The 16,587-nt window shown below is 61.3% G+C and carries 15 protein-coding genes and 3 tRNA genes; 12 read left to right on the top strand and 6 right to left on the bottom strand.

Going from position 1 to position 16,587, the window contains the following annotated elements; genetic code table 11:
* Positions 1 to 68: 68 nt before the first annotated feature.
* From Q0X28_RS03310 to hisC, 3 genes are all read right to left on the bottom strand, one after another.
* Positions 69 to 1,052: a cytochrome c biogenesis CcdA family protein gene (locus tag Q0X28_RS03310; protein ID WP_296239494.1), complete on the bottom strand. Its 984-nt coding sequence runs from the start codon at positions 1,050 to 1,052 to the stop codon at positions 69 to 71.
* 103 nt (positions 1,053 to 1,155) lie between these two features.
* Complete coding sequence (locus Q0X28_RS03305; RefSeq protein ID WP_298576516.1) at positions 1,156 to 1,941, bottom strand: thioredoxin domain-containing protein; 786 nt, start codon at positions 1,939 to 1,941, stop codon at positions 1,156 to 1,158.
* 59 nt (positions 1,942 to 2,000) lie between these two features.
* A complete protein-coding gene (hisC, locus tag Q0X28_RS03300; protein WP_298576514.1) occupies positions 2,001 to 3,095 on the bottom strand; it encodes a histidinol-phosphate transaminase in 1,095 nt (364 codons plus the stop codon).
* Between the two features lie 133 nt (positions 3,096 to 3,228).
* Here hisC and Q0X28_RS03295 point away from each other — a divergent pair, with 133 nt between their 5' ends.
* The 5 genes from Q0X28_RS03295 to Q0X28_RS03275 all read left to right on the top strand — a co-directional run bounded on the left by Q0X28_RS03295 (position 3,229) and on the right by Q0X28_RS03275 (position 7,269).
* Positions 3,229 to 4,317, top strand: a complete 1,089-nt coding sequence (locus Q0X28_RS03295) for a metal ABC transporter substrate-binding protein (protein WP_298576512.1) — start codon at positions 3,229 to 3,231, stop codon at positions 4,315 to 4,317.
* Between the two features lie 98 nt (positions 4,318 to 4,415).
* Positions 4,416 to 5,237: a metal ABC transporter ATP-binding protein gene (locus Q0X28_RS03290; RefSeq protein ID WP_298576510.1), complete on the top strand. Its 822-nt coding sequence runs from the start codon at positions 4,416 to 4,418 to the stop codon at positions 5,235 to 5,237.
* Positions 5,238 to 5,328: 91 nt separating this feature from the next.
* Positions 5,329 to 6,135, top strand: a complete 807-nt coding sequence (locus Q0X28_RS03285) for a metal ABC transporter permease (protein WP_298576681.1) — start codon at positions 5,329 to 5,331, stop codon at positions 6,133 to 6,135.
* Positions 6,132 to 7,091: a metal ABC transporter permease gene (locus tag Q0X28_RS03280; RefSeq protein WP_298576508.1), complete on the top strand. Its 960-nt coding sequence runs from the start codon at positions 6,132 to 6,134 to the stop codon at positions 7,089 to 7,091. Before Q0X28_RS03285 ends, Q0X28_RS03280 begins: the two co-directional genes overlap by 4 nt.
* Before the next feature lie 91 nt (positions 7,092 to 7,182).
* A tRNA-Ser gene (locus Q0X28_RS03275) sits at positions 7,183 to 7,269 on the top strand.
* A 135-nt stretch (positions 7,270 to 7,404) separates the two neighbouring features.
* Here Q0X28_RS03275 and Q0X28_RS03270 read toward each other — a convergent pair.
* Positions 7,405 to 9,168, bottom strand: a complete 1,764-nt coding sequence (locus Q0X28_RS03270) for a TIGR03767 family metallophosphoesterase (RefSeq protein WP_298576506.1) — start codon at positions 9,166 to 9,168, stop codon at positions 7,405 to 7,407.
* A gap of 203 nt (positions 9,169 to 9,371) precedes the next feature.
* Here Q0X28_RS03270 and Q0X28_RS03265 point away from each other — a divergent pair.
* The 4 genes from Q0X28_RS03265 (at position 9,372) to Q0X28_RS03250 (ending at position 13,648) form a co-directional block, all read left to right on the top strand.
* Positions 9,372 to 9,444: transfer RNA gene (locus Q0X28_RS03265), tRNA-Arg, on the top strand.
* Positions 9,445 to 9,609: 165 nt separating this feature from the next.
* On the top strand, positions 9,610 to 10,386 hold the full coding sequence (locus Q0X28_RS03260) for a DUF732 domain-containing protein (protein WP_296239438.1): 777 nt from the start codon (positions 9,610 to 9,612) through the stop codon (positions 10,384 to 10,386).
* A gap of 768 nt (positions 10,387 to 11,154) precedes the next feature.
* Complete coding sequence (locus Q0X28_RS03255) at positions 11,155 to 11,706, top strand: MarR family winged helix-turn-helix transcriptional regulator (RefSeq protein ID WP_296239437.1); 552 nt, start codon at positions 11,155 to 11,157, stop codon at positions 11,704 to 11,706.
* Between the two features lie 136 nt (positions 11,707 to 11,842).
* Positions 11,843 to 13,648, top strand: coding sequence for an MDR family MFS transporter (locus tag Q0X28_RS03250; RefSeq protein ID WP_296239436.1), 1,806 nt, complete (start codon positions 11,843 to 11,845; stop codon positions 13,646 to 13,648).
* Positions 13,649 to 13,654: 6 nt separating this feature from the next.
* Here the strand turns inward: Q0X28_RS03250 and Q0X28_RS03245 are convergent, their stop codons facing one another.
* The gene (locus tag Q0X28_RS03245; RefSeq protein WP_298576503.1) at positions 13,655 to 14,554 is read right to left on the bottom strand and encodes a prephenate dehydrogenase; all 900 of its coding nucleotides are present in this window, start codon (positions 14,552 to 14,554) and stop codon (positions 13,655 to 13,657) included.
* Positions 14,555 to 14,572: 18 nt separating this feature from the next.
* On the opposite strand from Q0X28_RS03245, the gene Q0X28_RS03240 reads away from it, so the two are divergent.
* The 3 genes from Q0X28_RS03240 to Q0X28_RS03230 all read left to right on the top strand — a co-directional run bounded on the left by Q0X28_RS03240 (position 14,573) and on the right by Q0X28_RS03230 (position 15,810).
* Entirely contained in the window at positions 14,573 to 15,139 is a 567-nt protein-coding gene (locus tag Q0X28_RS03240; protein WP_298576501.1) for a tRNA adenosine deaminase-associated protein, read from the top strand.
* The gene (locus tag Q0X28_RS03235; RefSeq protein WP_298576499.1) at positions 15,139 to 15,657 is read left to right on the top strand and encodes a nucleoside deaminase; all 519 of its coding nucleotides are present in this window, start codon (positions 15,139 to 15,141) and stop codon (positions 15,655 to 15,657) included. The genes Q0X28_RS03240 and Q0X28_RS03235 overlap by 1 nt, the downstream gene beginning before the upstream one ends.
* Before the next feature lie 66 nt (positions 15,658 to 15,723).
* Positions 15,724 to 15,810, top strand: a tRNA-Ser gene (locus Q0X28_RS03230).
* A gap of 139 nt (positions 15,811 to 15,949) precedes the next feature.
* On the opposite strand, the gene Q0X28_RS03225 is transcribed toward Q0X28_RS03230, so the two are convergent.
* A complete protein-coding gene (locus tag Q0X28_RS03225) occupies positions 15,950 to 16,429 on the bottom strand; it encodes an META domain-containing protein (protein ID WP_296239432.1) in 480 nt (159 codons plus the stop codon).
* Between the last annotated feature and the right edge of the window lie 158 nt (positions 16,430 to 16,587).

Genomic DNA, 16,587 nt, shown 5'->3' with positions numbered 1-16,587 from the left:
GTCAGCTAGGTTGGTCAGCTAGGGCAACCAGCTAACACATTCGGCGTGCACCGCAAGCTAGCCACCGGCTAGTCGCGCGAGGGAGTGGTCTCGTCGCCGGACGGGGCTGCGCTGGCATCCGCTACGCTTACGTCCACCGAGCTACTTCCTGCCGCGCTGGCTTCTAGTTGGTCCAGCTTGTCGGCTACTTCGCTGGCATCCATCTGCTCGGCCAGCGGTTCCGCATCGTCACCGCCGCGCTTGCGCCGCACAATGAAGGCCACCAGCGCGATGAGCAGCAGCACCAGGACTACCAGCAGCACAATCAGGTCGGTGGAGGAGTTGCCTACGCGGGTCGCCCACAGTTCCGCATTGAATTGACTGTCCCATCCGGCGATGCCGCTCAGTCCGGCGGTGCCGTCTGTGCCCAGGAAAAGCCCGCCGATCAGGATGAATAGCGCTCCGGACACGATGGAGGTGGTGTTGGTGGTGATGGGTCCCCACTTTAGTTCTTTGCCGCGCAGCCACTTCTTGTGGGAGAGGTCGAAGCGTTCCCACAAGATGGCCAGGATGAAGAGTGGCACGGCCATGCCGAGGGCGTAGATGGCCATCAGCACCATGCCGTAGAGGGCGCTGCCGCCGGCAACTGCGACCGTCAAAATGCTGCCGAGGATGGGGCCGGAGCAGAAGCTGGCAAGGCCGTAGACACAGCCCAGTAGCAGGACGCTGACGGCATTGGTGCCGGAGAGTTTGCCGACGGCGTCTTGGGCGGGTTGGAAGGCGAAGCCTTTTCCGAACACTGTCATGATGCCGAAGATGATGATGAGGATGCCGGCGAACATCATGATGCTGGGGCGGATGGAGTCGAAGAGGGAGCCGACTTTACCCAGGCCTGCGCCCAGCGGCACGAGGGTGATGCAGAGGCCCAGGTAGAAGAGTCCTGTGCGGCTGATGAGTTTGCCGAAGCCGTCGAAGGCGTAGGCGAAGAAGGCGGGGAGGAGCAGTGCGGAGCAGGGGCTGATGAGGGTGAGGATGCCGCCCAGGAAGGCGCCCAGGATACCGATAGTGCTCACTCGTTGTCCTTTACGTTCGTTGGGGTAGGTGTGTTTGCCAGCCGGCCGCATTCGGCGGAATAGCAGGCTAACCGCCGCAGCCGCCAGCCGCCGTGGCCGCCTACTAGTCGAGGGCTAGCAGCGCGGATTCGATGATGTCAATGTAGGTTTGCGTCTCGCGGGCCCCCAGCACCGGGTAGCCGTTGATGAGGAACGCCGGCACAGACTGGAAGCCCATAGAGTGTGCCTCCTGCTTACCTTCCGCAATCTGTGCGTCGAACTTGGTGGACTGGGCGTCCTTCATGAACTGGTCGATGTCTTTCAGCTGCAGTTCTTCCGCCCACTTCCGCACAAGTGACACAGTGATCTCTCCGTGGCCTTTTTGCGGCATGGTGGAGTAGATCTTCTGCATTAGTGCGTAGCCTTGGCCTTGTTGAGCGGCGGCCATGACGGCACGCGCACCCAGCTGGGACGGCTGCTCGAATAGCACCATGTTGCGGAATTCAATGCGGAGTTTTCCGGTGCGCACATACTTGTCCACCAGCTCGGGTTCTACCTGTTTCATCCACTTGGCGCAGTAGGGGCAGCGGAGGTCGCCGTAGTCGATGAGGACGACGGGGGCGTTGAGGTCTCCGATGGATAGGCCGTCGTTGCGGCGGTGGGCGAGCCCGTAGGAGTCGCTGGAGAAGTGGCCGGGGTCGATCTGCGCTTCAGGGGAGGAGAGGTTGCTTTTGTTGCTGTTGGTGGTGACGATGAGGGTGACGATGACGGCGACGATGGCCACCACAATGGTGATGAGTACCCAGGGTTCCCAGCTGCGCCAGTTGAGCATTCCGGCTTTGCGCTGGCGTTCCGCGGCGCGGCGTTGGGCGGCGCGCCGCTTTCGGGGGTCGGTGGGTTTGTTGGTCATAGCGTCGTATCCTTCATCGTCGTGTGGTTTGCTCACCAGCTAGCCTATCGGGCTTTGCGTTAAATGGCCGGGTAGCCTGCGATAGCGTCCAGGAACTGGTCGTTTTCGGCGGGGGTGGAGATGGTGACGCGTATACCGTCACCCACGAATCCGCGTACCAGTATTTTCTGCTCGGTCAGGTAGTCGGTCAGCTGCTGGGCGTCGGTGCGGGGCAGCCACACAAAGTTGGCCTCCGAATTGTGCACCTCAAAGCCCATAGTGCGGAGTGCCTGGGTGACGCGCTGCCGTTCCTCCACGATGGTGTCGGTGCGGGCCAGCAGCTGGTCGCGGAGGGTGAGGGCAGCCACGGCGGCAGCTTGTGCGGCCAGGCCGGTAGCGAAGGGTATCACTACTTTGCTTAGTTCCCGGCAGGTCTCCTCGGAACCCACCAGATAGCCCACGCGTAGGCCAGCCAGCCCGTACGCCTTGGAGAAGGTGCGCAGCACCACCAGGTTGGGGTAGGCGGAGAGCAGTTCCACACTGTGGGGGAAGGTGCCCAGCCGGTTGTAGTGGTAGTAGGCCTCGTCAAGTGCCACCAGGACGGTACTGGGGACTTTTTGTAGGAATTCCACCAGGTCAATGTGGCTGAAGGTTTCCCCGGTGGGGTTGTTGGGGTTGCACAGCAGCACAATGCCGGTGTTGGGGTCTTGGGCGGCTTCCGCCATGGTGTCCAGGTCATGCTTGCCGTCGGGCAGGTTGGGAACCTGTACTAGGTTCGCTTGGGCCACATGGCCCATGATGGGGTAGGCCTCGAAGCTGCGCCACGCCATGACCACATTGGCGCCGGCGGGGCAGGTGGCTTGGATGAGGTGTTGGAGTAGGGAGACGGAGCCGTTGCCGACCACAATCTGGGCGGGAGTGATGTGGCTGTCGGTGCTCATGTTTTGGGCTTGGAGGTCTCGGTTGAGGGCGTTGGCGATGGCAACTCGTAGTTCCGCGGAGGAGGTGTCCGGGTAGCGGTTGCAGCCGCTGACGGCTGCCGTCACCGCATCGAGGACGACCTGGCCGGGGCCGTCAGTTACTTCGTTGCTCGCGATTTTGATGGCACCGGGGATGGTGCGTCCTGGAACGTAGGCGGGGATGGAGGAGAGATCTTCACGGAATAACGAGGTCATGTCTTCCATCGTAGAGGGAACGTGGGGTGGGAGAGTAGACTATTGTTCAGAGCGCGTAACTTAACAGTGCACTTTCTGCCCGCCCCGCAGAACTCGTTCGCCTGCCCGCGGCCCACATACGAAAGAGTCTTTCATGAAGCACGCTCCACGCCGCTCTCAGCGTTTTCTGGCTGCCGCCGCAGCCGCCGCGCTCCTCGCTGCCCCTCTTCTTTCGGGCTGCAATTCCTCCACGTCTTCTTCTGCTGGTGATGGCATCGGTGTCGTCGCCACCACCACCCAAATCTGCGACTATGTGAAGCAGATCGCCTCCGGCAGCAAGGACATCAACCTCACCTGCTTGCTGGCCCCCAACGCCTCCGCCCACGACCACGAGATGACTCCGAAGGAGATGAACGCGCTCTCCAACGCGAAGCTCTTCCTGGTGAACGGGGTGGATCTGGAGCACTTCTTGGACTCTGCGGTGGAGGCCTCCGGCTTCAAGGGCACCATGGTAGTGACGACCGGTATTCTCACCGCCAATGAGGTAAAGGACCCGTCCGCCGCCGCCCGGAATGACAAGGGTAAACCGTACAAGGTGTACCGCGGCGACCAGAAGGTGAACGTGGCCCCCTGGCCGTTCGCCCCCGAACCGGGTGAGAAGGCCGAGTTCGAGTACGACCCGCACGTATGGACCTCCCCTAAGAACGCCAAGGTGCAGGTACACAACATTAGCGAGGCTCTGAAGAAGGCGGACCCGGCCAACGCTCAGCAGTTCGGCACGATGGTGGCCAGCTACGAGAAGAATCTGGATGCCCTCGATAAGTGGGTGATGGAGGCGATGAACTCGGTGCCGGCTGGCCAGCGGGTACTGTTCACCTCCCATGACGCATTCGGCTACTTCTCCCGCGACTACGATGTGAAGTTCATTGGGTCGGCCCTCTCGGATTTCAACGCCCAGTCGGATGCCACTGCTGCCCACATTAAGGCCTCTGCGGAAGAGGTGAAGAAGTCGGGTGCTGTGGCGCTTTTCGCCGAGAACTCCAACAACTCCAAGTCCATTGAAGCTATCGCCCGGGCTGCTGGGGTGAAGGCTGTTATTGGTGACGATGCCCTCTATGGGGATTCCCTCGGCTCGGACGGGTCGGCTGGCGAGACCTACATTAAATCCATTGTTCACAACGTCACCACCCTCACCGAGGCGTGGGACGGCACTGTCCCGGCTCTTCCGGAAGAACTGAAGTAACTGCAGAGTACGGCTGGTGACGTCCCACGCCTCGGTAAGGGGCTGGGGTGCCACTTTGCTATCTGCCACCCCTAGGCTAATCATCCACAAGGACCCCTATGAGCACCACCGCAGCCTACCCTTCGTCCCCCACCGCGGTTCCCCCCGCCCCCGCATTGGAATTTCGCGACGCCGCCTTCTCCTATGGCGGCCCACCCGTGCTCACCGGCGTCACCGGCAGCCTCTACCCCGGTGAAGCCCTAGCCCTCATCGGCCCCAATGGTTCCGGCAAAACCACCCTCCTCTACGGCATCCTCCGCACCGTCACCGTCACCGGAGACATGGAAGTCCTTGGTGGACCCGTCAGCAAAGTCCGCAAAGGCGCCATCGGTTACGTGCCGCAGGTGGCCGACCTCGACCCTACCTTCCCCGTCACCGTCCGGCAGGTTGTCGAAATGGGTCTTTACGGTGAAGTCGGCTGGCTGGGACATATCACCAAAGAACGCCGCACCCGCGTCGACCAGGCGCTGGAACGGGTCGACATGTTGGGGCGCGCCGGGCGTCGCTTCGGGGGCCTCTCCGGCGGCCAAAAGCAGCGTGTCCTGCTGGCTCGCTCCATCGTTGCTCGCCCGGAACTCATCCTCCTGGATGAGCCGTTCAACGGGCTGGATGAGCCGAACCGGGTGAAACTCCTGGACCTCATCCACTCCGTGAAGGCGGAGGGGGTGGCCGTAGTGGTCTCCACCCACGACATTGTGCTGGCGAAGGAAACCTGCGAGAAGGTGCTGCTGCTGGCCAATCGGCAGGTGGGCTTCGGCCCGAAGGAAGAGGTGCTGGTGCCCGAGTTGGTGGCGGAGGCCTACGGCGGGCACCTACCGGAGGAGTACCACGCTGCTACCCCCACCATTCCTACCCCTCAGGAGCCGGACAACAATGGATAGCGTCGTCGCGGCGGTCATGTCGGCCCTCGAACATCTCCGCCTCGCTCTGCAGGGTGTGCCGGGGCTAGCGGCCGTCACCTCCGCTCCCTATATGTTCCGCCCCTTCATCATGCTGATGTTCCTTGGCATTGCTGCTGGCCTGGTGGGGGTTATCGTCAACTTACGCTGCCTGGAATTCAACGCAGAAGCCATGGTGCACTCTGTGTTTCCTGGCATTGTTGCGGGCGCCCTCTATTGGGGTATCGACAATATCGTGCCGGGTGCCGCCGTAGTGGCGGTTATCGTTGCGGTCGCCCTCACCTGGCTGGGGCGTTCCCGCCGCATCAACGAAGCCGGCACCGCCATCGTCCTCACTAGCTTCTTCGGCTTCGGCGTGGTGCTCTCCCTCTACAAAGGGGACATGTCTGGCCAGCTGGAGGCTCTCATGTTCGGCCGCCTCCTGGAGGTCTCCGACGCCCGCCTGGTGCAGTCCATCCTCGTTTGCCTCATCGCTCTGGTAGCCATTGGGGTGTCGTGGCGCGCCCAAGTGTTCCGCGCCTTCGACCGGGACGGGGCCATGGCCTCCGGTATGAGTGCTACGGCTGTGGATTTCTTGGCCAATGCCGCTATTGCCGCGGTGGTGGTGGCATCTAGTTCGGCGGTGGGGGTGTTGCTGGTGATCGGCTACCTGGTGGTGCCGGGTGCGGCTGCCCGCCTAGTGACGCACCGCATTTCCACCATGGTACCGGTGGCCATTCTGGTGGGTGTGGCTGGCGGTTGGTTCGGTATGTGGTTGATGACGGTGGACTCCCCACACCCCATTTCCCCGCAGGCTGCTGTCGCCTTGTCGGTGTTGGCACTGTTTGCCCTGTTGCTGCCGGTGGGCTATGTGATGCGGAAGCGGGGTGCCGGGGCATGAGTTTCCTTACCCTTGCTGCCGCTGGCAGCTCCGCCGCTGCCGTTAGTACGTCTACTGTCACCGCCAGTATCTCCGCTGCTGCCGTAGATGTAGCCAGCGTGTCCGGCTGGCAGATTCTCCGCCTGCCCCTCCTGGAGGCCATCCTGGTGGGGGCACTTGGTGGCCTGGTAGGCTGCTTGGCCGTCCTCCACCAGCGCATTTTCTTCACCGAGTCTGTCACCCACGCTACTTTCCCCGGCGCTGTACTGGGGGTGGTGTGCGCGGTGCCGCTGGCTGCCGGTTTGTCCACTATGCAACGCCACATGGTGCTGTCCTTGTGCCTCTTCGCCGGGGCGGCCCTCATGTGTATACCGATGGCCTGGCTGATGCACCGGCTGGCGCGCATTCCCGGCCAGTCCTCGCAGGCGGCCGCCGGAATTGTGCTCACCCTAGGTTTTGCGCTGGGCTACTTCCTGCTGAAGTGGTTCCAGCCGCTGCCGTTGCGCATCGAAAGTTTCCTTACCGGCTCCATTTTGAATGTGCGGCCGGCGGATGTGGTGGCTGCTGCGGTGGTTCTCCTGGTGGCGGTTGTGGTGGCGCTGGCGGTGGGGAACAAGCTGGTGTTTTATGCCTTTGATGGGTCTGGGTTCCGGGCGGCGGGGCTGTCTGGGGCACGTGCCGAGGGCATTATTTTGATGCTTATTGTGGCGACCATTGTGGTGCTCATTCCCGCGGTGGGAACTATTCTGCCGGTGGCGTTGGTGGCGGCTCCGGCTGCCGGATTGACACCATTGGTGAAGTCCTGGCGGACTCTGCTTGTGGTGGCGCCGCTGGCGGGTGTGGGCATTGCGCTGCTGGGTGTGGTGGTGAGTGTGCTCTTTGAGTTGTCGGCGGGCGGCATGATTGCTGTTATGGCCGGGCTCTTCTACCTTGTCATGATGCTTGTGCAGCGGGTGGTGCGCCGGGTGCGTGGCTAAATGCCTAGGCTGTGTTGCTTTTTTCACCCGTGGCCTAATAAACTTGCACCCAGTGTTCACGTGGTTCGCCGCGGTTCACATAACTTCACCTGGAGGCGTGCCAGAGCGGCCGAATGGGGCTCCCTGCTAAGGAGTTGACCCCTTGCGGGGTCCGGAGGTTCAAATCCTCTCGCCTCCGCAGTTGTGACGGACCCCCGATTGCATCAGCAGTCGGGGGTTCGTCGTGTTCTCATTATTCACGCGGCACAGGCAGCCCACTCCGTACAGTCCACGCCGCACAGGCAGTCTGCCGGGGCTGCTCTGCCGGGGCTGTCTAGTGGCCCAGCCGGTTGGTCAGCGGATTGGTGAGCACCAGCTCAGTATTGCCATCACGCACCGTCCCAATCAGCGACTTCCAGTCATTCTCGAAGTCGTTCAACGCCAGCTCGCGGTAGAGGGAGGCCAGCCGGTCCTGTGCATTTGCGGCGGCGCCGGGGTTGTGAGGAATGTCTGGCTCGAAGAGGGTGGTGAAGAGGGAGAGTGTGCCGTCATGGTTGTCGGCCAGTTCAATCATGCGGCCCATGTGGGGCCAGTCCACGAAGCTCGGCGTATTGATCTCCCAGAAGCTGCGCAGCGGGTTGCTGTGTTTGTGGGGGGTGATGCAGCTGCCGTGTGTGTGCCCGTTCACCCACGCCACCACGCTGGGGAAGCGTTGTAGGAGGGTGACGATCTCTGCGGCGCTGTGGCTGGAGGGGCAGTCTTCGCCGTCTCGCGGGGTGGCTTTGCCGCGACTGTTGATGTTGGTGGAGGGGTGGTGGGTGAAGAGGAACACTAGCTTGTCTTTGACACCGGTGCGGTGGAGTGTGCCGTCGGTGTCAAAGTAGCGGGAGTTGAGTCGCTTTAGCTGTTGTTCTAGCCATGCCATTTGTCGGCCGCCGAGCCAGCCGTCGGGGCCGCCGTCGGGTTTGTTGGTGTCCAGTACGATGCCGGCCACGCCAGGTACCATTTCGAAGAGGTAGTAGGGGCGGGTGTTGGTGCCGGTGAAGCCGTGGCCGCGGGGGCCGGGGCCCAGGTTTTCGGGTTTGAAGTGTTCGTTGACGTATTCGGTGACGGTGAAGGGGGCGCGTCGTTTGTCGGGGGTGACGGTGGTGAGGAATTCTTTCTTCCCGGTGATGATGTCCGCCAGCGGGTTGGTGTCTTTGTCGAGTTCGGGGTAGGTGTTGCCCAGCAGGTCGTCGAGGTCGAGGTTCATGAGCTTCTTCGCGCCCACATAGAACTGGTTCACGATGGGGCTGTCGGGGAAGGCGCCGATGAAGCAGTTGTCGTGGTTTCCTTGGACGGCGTACCAGGGCACTTTGAGTCCCGGGCACTGGACGGGGGTGCGGAGTAGGGTGTGCCAGAAGTCGCGGATGGTGGGGAAGCCGCGGTTTTTGTAGACGTCGGCGGCGGAGCTGCTGGGCTGCCAGTAGTAGGGGTCGCCGGTGGCGCCGACGCCTTCCCACTTGTGGGGGTGGCCGGTGTTGGCGATGAAGGAGCCGCCGTTGAGGATCCGCATCACCCAGTCCAGTTCGACTTTTTCGTGGTTGTCGGTGGCGTCGCCGCCCATGACGACAAAGTCTAGGTGGCGGCCGGTGATGGGTCCGTAGGGGTAGCGGTTGATGCGTTTGACGGCGGCGTTGACGCCGAAGGGGATGAGGGGTTCGTGGGGGCGGTAAGCGGAGCGGACGCGGGCGTGAGCGAACTCCATGCGGGAGGGGGATTGTGCGTCGGTGACGTGGAGGTCGGAGAGTTGTGCGAAGGCCAGTAGGGGGTGGGTGGGGCGGAGACTGTGTCGCTTGGCCAGGTCGGTGCGGGTGACCAGGGGGAAGGGTTTTCCGGCGATGGCGGGGGACCAGGTTTTGCCTTCTTTGCGTTGGACGGTGATGAATTCGAGGGCGGTGGCTTGGATGCGTACGTTGCTGAGGTAGGGGCGTGTGGGTGGGGTGGCGGGGGCTGCCCAGGCGGTGGGGCTGGCAATGTTGAGGTGTGAGGTGGCGAGGGCTCCGGCGGCGAGTGCGGTGTAGCCGAGGAACGCGCGACGGGACATGCCGTCCGACATGGGTTCTCCTTCACGGGTGAAGAGTGGGTGGTGCCGGAGGGGAGACGTCGGGGGGTGAGCGTGGTGACGTTCCGGTTGGTTAAATTCAGTTGTCTCGGGGGCAAATTCCAGTTTAAAGACAGTGCTCACTTGGGGGAACGGTTGGACAATTTTGTTTCCGCCACAAAAACGCATATACTTCTTTTTGCTGAACTTAACAGCGGGCGCTCGTAGCTCAACGGATAGAGCATCTGACTACGGATCAGAAGGTTGGGGGTTCGAATCCCTTCGAGCGCACGGTTAAAATCCCTGGTAAATAAGCTTTTTGAGCTTTCCGCCAGGGTTTTTCGTATTTTCACCGCATTGCCCTGACCTGCATTATTGCCGGCCTACTGACGCCCGCCCAGTAACCATTTTCATAATGGTGGTTTTTCATTTGGCTGTGCCGGTAGGTTTAGCCCTATGAGCATCTCCAATCTAGACGGCAAGCAGGCCAGAGCGACTTTCGATAGCCGGACGAACACCGTCACCGTGACGCATGAGGATCCCCGCAAGAATCAGGGCGAGCCGTTGGAGATTCCGGTGGGCGCATTGCGGAGTGTGGCGTGGCAACGGACCCCGCAGGAGGGCAAGGAGAAGCCCGGTACGGTGGTGTTCACGTTCCGTAACCCTCCGCGGGACCTGCCGAAGCAGATGCAGGTGGGCCGGGTGGAGGCCGTCACCACACGTACCAATGTGGCTTTTGTGGAGGGGCTGCAGGACGCTGTTGCGCATACGCGGCCGGACGACACGTGGCAGCAGCCGGTGGATATGGAGACGTTTGCGCAGTTGCACCAGCGGCGGGTGTGGGGGAAGACCTTGTTGACGGTGTTGCTGGTGGCGGTGGTGACGGCTGCGCTGGCGTTGGGGGTGCGAGCCTGGCGGGATAACCATGGGGGTGCTAGTAACCAGGCGGGGGATGCGCTGGCGTCGATGTCAGAGGAGCAGAAGGCGCCGTTGTTCCATAATTATCTTGTGACGGTGGGGATTAAGGGGACGCAGGCGGATGAGGTGGCTGCGGCGAAGTCGGTGTGCCGGCAGTTTGATAAGGGTTATTCCTTCGACCAGATCGCTATGGCGTTGCTTCTTGTTGACAATGGCATGACGGCGGAGCAGAAGGGCCAGTTTATTGGGGTGTCTGTGAGCTGGTGGTGTCCACAGCATCAGGCTGCTCTGCATGCGGGAGTGTCGGAGAAGTAGAGCGCGTGGGGGAGGGGTGGAGTCTGTGTGTTGGGGCGGTGATGAGTCGCGTGGGCGGGTAATTAGGGCAAATAGTTGCCAAAGTTTCCGTCCCGGATCTGTATGAATTGGACATCTGAATAGTGATTTGTTCAACCGTTTTTTTGTGTAACGCGAGTTTGTCTACATGAGACAACGGTTTACAAAGTAACAAATTTCTTTCTGGAAGAAGATTTTCCACGGTTTAAAAATAGTGTTTTACCAGTGTTAATTGGTCAAACTAGGACTTCTATCTGCACGAGTTACAGTTTTACAGTGTTCTCCACATTTTAAGATCAGCGGACATAGTGGAAAGTTTGCTCAGAGCGATTTTTCATATGTGTAAATGGAAACTTGGTCAACTGGCTAGGCAAGCGGGTAGAAGATATGTACACTGAAGGCAGGACAAAAACGAATAGTGTTGATAGTCCTCAAAGACTGCCGCCTTTTGAGCGATTGAGGCGGCTAAGTGACTGTGGCGTTGCCTGACGGATGGGAGACCGTCAGTGCAAGAGAGAGAGCGCCGGTATTGTGTGCAGTCACTTACTTGAAGAGGCCAAGAAACGATTTACATGGGAGCAATTAGTAGTCGTTTCTCGGCCTCTTTCTTTATGTGCTCACGGATTCTCTCACACCTAGCATCCAGATAGCTACTGCCTTGTCGATTCCTATCTTCCACGATTCAGTACGCGCAGCACAGGAACGCCCATAATTTGTATTCATTCCGAATACAAGTTTATAGTGGAGGTCATGAGTGAAACCCCGGAGAACCGCCAGCCCATCGCGAATCTTGTCGCCGAGATCGCCCGGCTGAACCGTACCTACCGGCGCGTCACCATCGCCATCGGCGCCTCATCAGGCCTCAGCCACACCGAATTTGGCATCCTCTGGCACCTCAAACTCGAAGAGGACTTCTACGCCCACGCCCAAGAAAAAGGCACCATCGCCGGACCCCACATCGACGACTGCCCTAACGGCAACTCCGGCAGCACACAAGGCGGCATCCGCATCAACGACATCGCCAAGATTCTCCACCTCAGCCAATCCGTCATCTCCCGACAAGTGGCCAGCATGGAAGAACGCGGTCTCATCTCCCGCACCTCCGACCCCCAAGACGCCCGCGCCACCCTCATCACCTTGAGTGACAAAGGCCGAACCACCCTCAAAGACGTCACCGAGCAACACTCCATTTTCGCCAAACAAGCCCTCGAAACCTGGTCTGACGACGACATCGAACACGTCACCCAGACACTCGAACGCCTCAGCGCGGACATACGAAAAAAACTCCGAGAGAACCCCTAACCCCACCATCAGACGCCCCACCAGCAGGCAGAAGCCAAGCGGGCCACAGCGTCCCCCACACCCCGGCGTCCCGCGCCACACACATCATACGCAGCACAAACGCAACGAAGAACGACAAGACGAACAAAGGACAGTAGTGAACGACAAGCAAGGAAAGAAGACGCGCCGGCGCGAAGTGCTCCAAGCACTCGTCGGCGTCATGGTCGGCATGTTCGTCGCCATGACCTCACTAACCATCGTGGGCACCTCCCTACCCACCATGATTAAGGAACTGCACGGCTCCCAGACCGCCTACACGTGGGTCATCACCGCCAGCATGCTCTCCTCCACTATTGCCACCATCATCGCCGGCAAACTCGCCGACCAATTCCACAAAAAGCATCTACTGATGGCCGGCTTCGTCATCTTCGCCCTCGGCTCCCTACTCTCCGGCTTCGCCTGGAACACCGGAGCCCTCATCGGCTTCCGCATCATCCAAGGCTTGGGCCTCGGCCTGCAAATATCCCTCTCCCAGGCGGTCATCGCCACCGTCACCAGCCCCCGTGAACGCGGCCAATACAACGGCTACCTCGGTGCCGTCATCGCCGTCGCCACCGTGGCTGGCCCTGTCTTCGGCGGCTTCATCGTGGACCTCATGGGCTGGCGCTGGTGCTTCTGGATCGGCGTCCCCTTCACCGTCATCGCCATGATCGTCGTCCAACTCAAACTCACCGTCCCGCCCGCCCCCAAACGCAAGCCGAAAGTCGACTACCTAGGTGCCGTCCTCATCACCCTCAGCGTCACCGCCTTCATGCTGTGGATGTCCGAAGCCTCAAAGAAGGCCACGTTCTCCACCTGGCAATTCTGGGTACCGCTCGTCGTCGCCATCATCATCGGTATCGGATTCGCCTTCTGGGAGCGCAAAGCCGCCGAACCGATCATCCCCTACAAGGTTCTCAACAGCCGTATCACCAAACTCGCCATCGCCGTCTCCATCGTCCTGGGCATCTCCCAGAACTCCGTCGGCGTCTTCATGGGTCAGTACTTCCAGATGGGCCGCGGCTACACCCCCACCCACTCCGGTCTCGCCCTCCTCCCCATCGTGCTCGGCTCCCTCGTCGCCTCCACCGTCTCCGGCTTCATCGTGTCCGCCCGCGGTAAATGGAAGCCCTCCGTCACCTTCGGCATCGGCATCATGATGCTCGGCACCATCATGATGAGCTTCTGCGACGCCAACACCCCCTACTGGTTCATCGCCCTCGGCCTCTCCCTCATCGGCATCGGCCAAGGTGCCTCCATGCAGAACCTCGTGCTCGCCGTCCAGAACACCGTCGCATACAAGGACATCGGCGCCTCCACCGCCGTCGTCACCTTCTCCCGCTCCATGGGCGGTACCGTCGGACTGCAAGTACTGGGTGCCTTCTTCAACAGGAACCTTACCAATAACGTCACCGCCGGCGCCCACGAACTCATGAAACAAGGCGCCAACGCCAAACAGCTCTCCGAACTCTCCCACGTCAAAGACCTCTCCGTACTGTCCTCAGGGGATAAAGTTGCCGAGATGGTGATGAACGCCTACGGCAACTCCATCAACGTCATCTTTATCTGCATCGGCATCGTGTCCGTCCTCGCCTTCATCGGCGTGCTCTGCATGCGCTCCACCGTGCTGCGCGACTCCATCGACCTGGAACCCTCCGAATACGACTCCAAGAACACCGCCGCCGGTGCTGCCGCCAGCAGGACCACAGGCAAGAGCAAAGGCAAGAGCGTAGCCGGACTGGCCGACACCGCCAACCACGGAGTGCCCCTCCTCCGCACTGCCGACCGCGACGACCTCCAGCCCATGGACCTGGGCGAAGTGTGGGACCTGGGCGACAACGTCCGCCTGCAACGCGTCTACAGCCCCGGCACCGGCCCGCGGCACAACACCGACGACCACACCCCCGAACCGGTCGACGCCTAACCCCCGCTAGCGGCCCAACTCCTTCATCATGGTGCGATAACGCTGGTGCGCGGCATACCCTGCCTCCACCAGCGTTTCGCATGTCCCCTGCTGGGACAACTCGTCATAGCTCTGCTGTAGCAGCGCAATCGTCTCCGCCAACACCGGCAGCACCGCCTCACGATTCCCCTCACACATCGCCCGTACCAGCGCCGGGGCGGACCCCGCCACCCGCGTCCCATCGCGGAATGACCCCGCAGACAACCGCAACGCAGTATCGCCGCCACCCACCTGCTCCGTCACCGCCGCCACCGACAGCGCCTCCGCCACCAAATGCGGCACATGCGAAATACAGGCCACCGCGCCGTCATGCGACACCGGATCCGTCTCCACCACCACAGCGCCGGCCGCTTCCGAAATCTCCCGCACGCGGGCGGTGACGGACTCCGCCCCACCCGTCATCACCACCCACGTGGCGTTCTCGAACAGCGAGGGATCCGTCGCACCCCAGCCAGAATTCTCCGTCCCCGCCATCGGATGCGAGCCCACATAGGTGGCGGCCAACCCCGCCTCCTGCACTGCCCGCAGCACCTGCACCTTCACCGACACCACATCGGTCAGCGGACACTGCGGGGCATACTCGGCAATCTGCGCCAGCAACTCTGGCACCGCGAACAACGGCACCGCCACTACCAGTAACGCGTCCTCCCGGGCGGCACGCTGCAACGTGGCGGGCAAGTCCCCGGACACGTCCATTCCGTCGGCTGCCGCCTGCTCGACGGTCGCGGTACTACGGTTCCAGCCGAACGCCGGATAGCCACACGCCGTCAGCCGCCGAAGCAGGGAGCCACCAATGAGGCCCAAACCCAGCACGCAGACAGACTGTGAAGGAGACTTCTCCCGAGGGGACTGACAATTCGAGTTCATATCGCTACCGTATGTCATATGGCAAAGAATTACCCGCAGAACGACCGTTTACAGAATGATTATGAGGACTTGTCGAACGTGCGACCCACCGGTGCGAACCCCCCGGAGGACACCAACGTTGCGCCGTCATACGGTCTAGCGGTTGCCCGACCGGATAACATCTGGCGCGTCACCCGTCTGCCTGCCGACGCTTTCGAAAACTACCGCTTCTTCGAAGAAGCAGTGCGCAATATCCGAGCCGAGGGGGTCAACTTCGGCATCCTCAACCGCGCCTGCGAATACTTCATCATCGTCCGCCCCGGGCCCAACGGCACCAAACTCTTCGTCAGCGACCTCGACGCCGCACTCGACGACGGCTTCGTTATCGATGCCTTGGAAGACCGCGGCTACGAGACTGAGATCGACGAAAACTGGGAAGGTTCCTGGGGCATCGGCGACTTCAACATCCTGGAAGACCTCGGCCTGCCCGAATCCGTCCTGAGCGTCATTGTGGACGACGACGAAAGCTGGGCCGACGACCAGATTATGGAGATCGCAGAGACACTCGGTTTTGACGAGGAACTGGATCGGGCGGTAGGCCTCTAGTGGCCCTCATCGGGATGGGCCTTCCGCAACCCTCCCAAACGGCCACCGATGAAGCGCTGGTGCGCCGGGCATTAGCGCTGCTCGTTGACGACGCCGGCGACGATGTGCGGCCCGCAGACTGCCAGGCCGATGTGCCGGTGGCCGCCCTGGTGGTGGACCCGCAAGGGAAGGTCGTAGCGGAGGCCATCAACCGGCGGGAAGCCGACGGGGACCCCACGGCGCATGCGGAAGTGCTGGCGCTGCGGGCGGCCGCGAAAGTGGTGAGGGACGGGTGGCGCCTGGAAGGGTGCACTCTGGTAGTGACGTTGGAACCCTGCGCGATGTGTGCGGGTGCTGCAGTGGGGGCGCGGGTGCAGCGGATTGTCTTTGGGGCGTGGGAGCCCAAGACGGGTGGGTGTGGCTCGTTGATGGACATTCCGCGGGCGCCGGGTGCAATGTTTGTGCCGGAAGTGGTGGGGGGAGTGTGGGAAGGGCCCTGTGCGGCGGTGTTAGAGAGGTTTTTCCGCGCTAAGCGCTAGGGGTGGGGTGGATGGTCTGTCACGTTCACTTTCCTCTTTTCGCACAATTCACGTATAGTTTTCCCCGGTGGCGTGTCTGAGCGGCCGAAGGTGCTCGCCTCGAAAGCGAGTGTTGGTTAACCCCAACCGCGGGTTCAAATCCCGCCGCCACCGCGGTGAATAGTTCAGCCCCGCATATGGGAAATCCGGTGCGGGGCTGAACTTTATATTCTATCTGTCGGGTTGCTGTGACGGCAGCGTTACAGCACAGTGTTGCAGGACAGCGCTGCACAGGCGAGCTGTGTGCGCAGTGCTACTGCTTCTCGGGGTGGGTGTTGCGGTTGCTGAACACCATGGTGTTGGTGGAGAGGACACCTTTGGTTCCGGCCGGGTAGAGGGAGAGGTGTTGTTCTCCGCCCGGGAGGGTGACGACCTTGTATCCGTTGGGGCGGCTAAAGAGTGCGGTGAAGGCCTGCTGGGTGGCGTGCCCTTGGTAGCAGTAGCGGCTGGTGGTGGCAATAGGTCCGAAGGTGAGGACGTTGCCAGCAGGAGAGCGGGTAATGGTGTAGTCGCCGAACACCAAATTGCAGGAGTCGCTTCCAGATACCTTGCCGTTCTCAAGTTTTAGGTGGCCGCCGTCGGGGCTGAGGTAGTGCCAGTCGATGCCTTCGATGATGGGTGTGGACTGGGGGAGACAGGCGGAGGCGATACCGGTGGAGAGCGCGGTACTGGCGATGAGGGCGAGGGCGCCGGCGAGGGGGGCGCGCAGGGTGCGGATGGGGAAGCGTTTCATATCATCCTCCTCAACAAGAAAATGAAACTTAAGTTACGAATGTGATGCGTGATGCAGTGAAGTAGGTCAATCGTCTAAAACGTTGAGATTCTCTGATTATAACAACCTGATGACCGTGTTTCTTCCCATAAAATAACCCTTACCAGGTCAAAGGGTAA

Source organism: uncultured Lawsonella sp. (assembly GCF_947252745.1).
Classification (GTDB): domain Bacteria; phylum Actinomycetota; class Actinomycetes; order Mycobacteriales; family Mycobacteriaceae; genus Lawsonella.
Note: the sequence above shows the minus strand (reverse complement) of the source record. Positions and strands in the feature narration are given on the sequence as shown.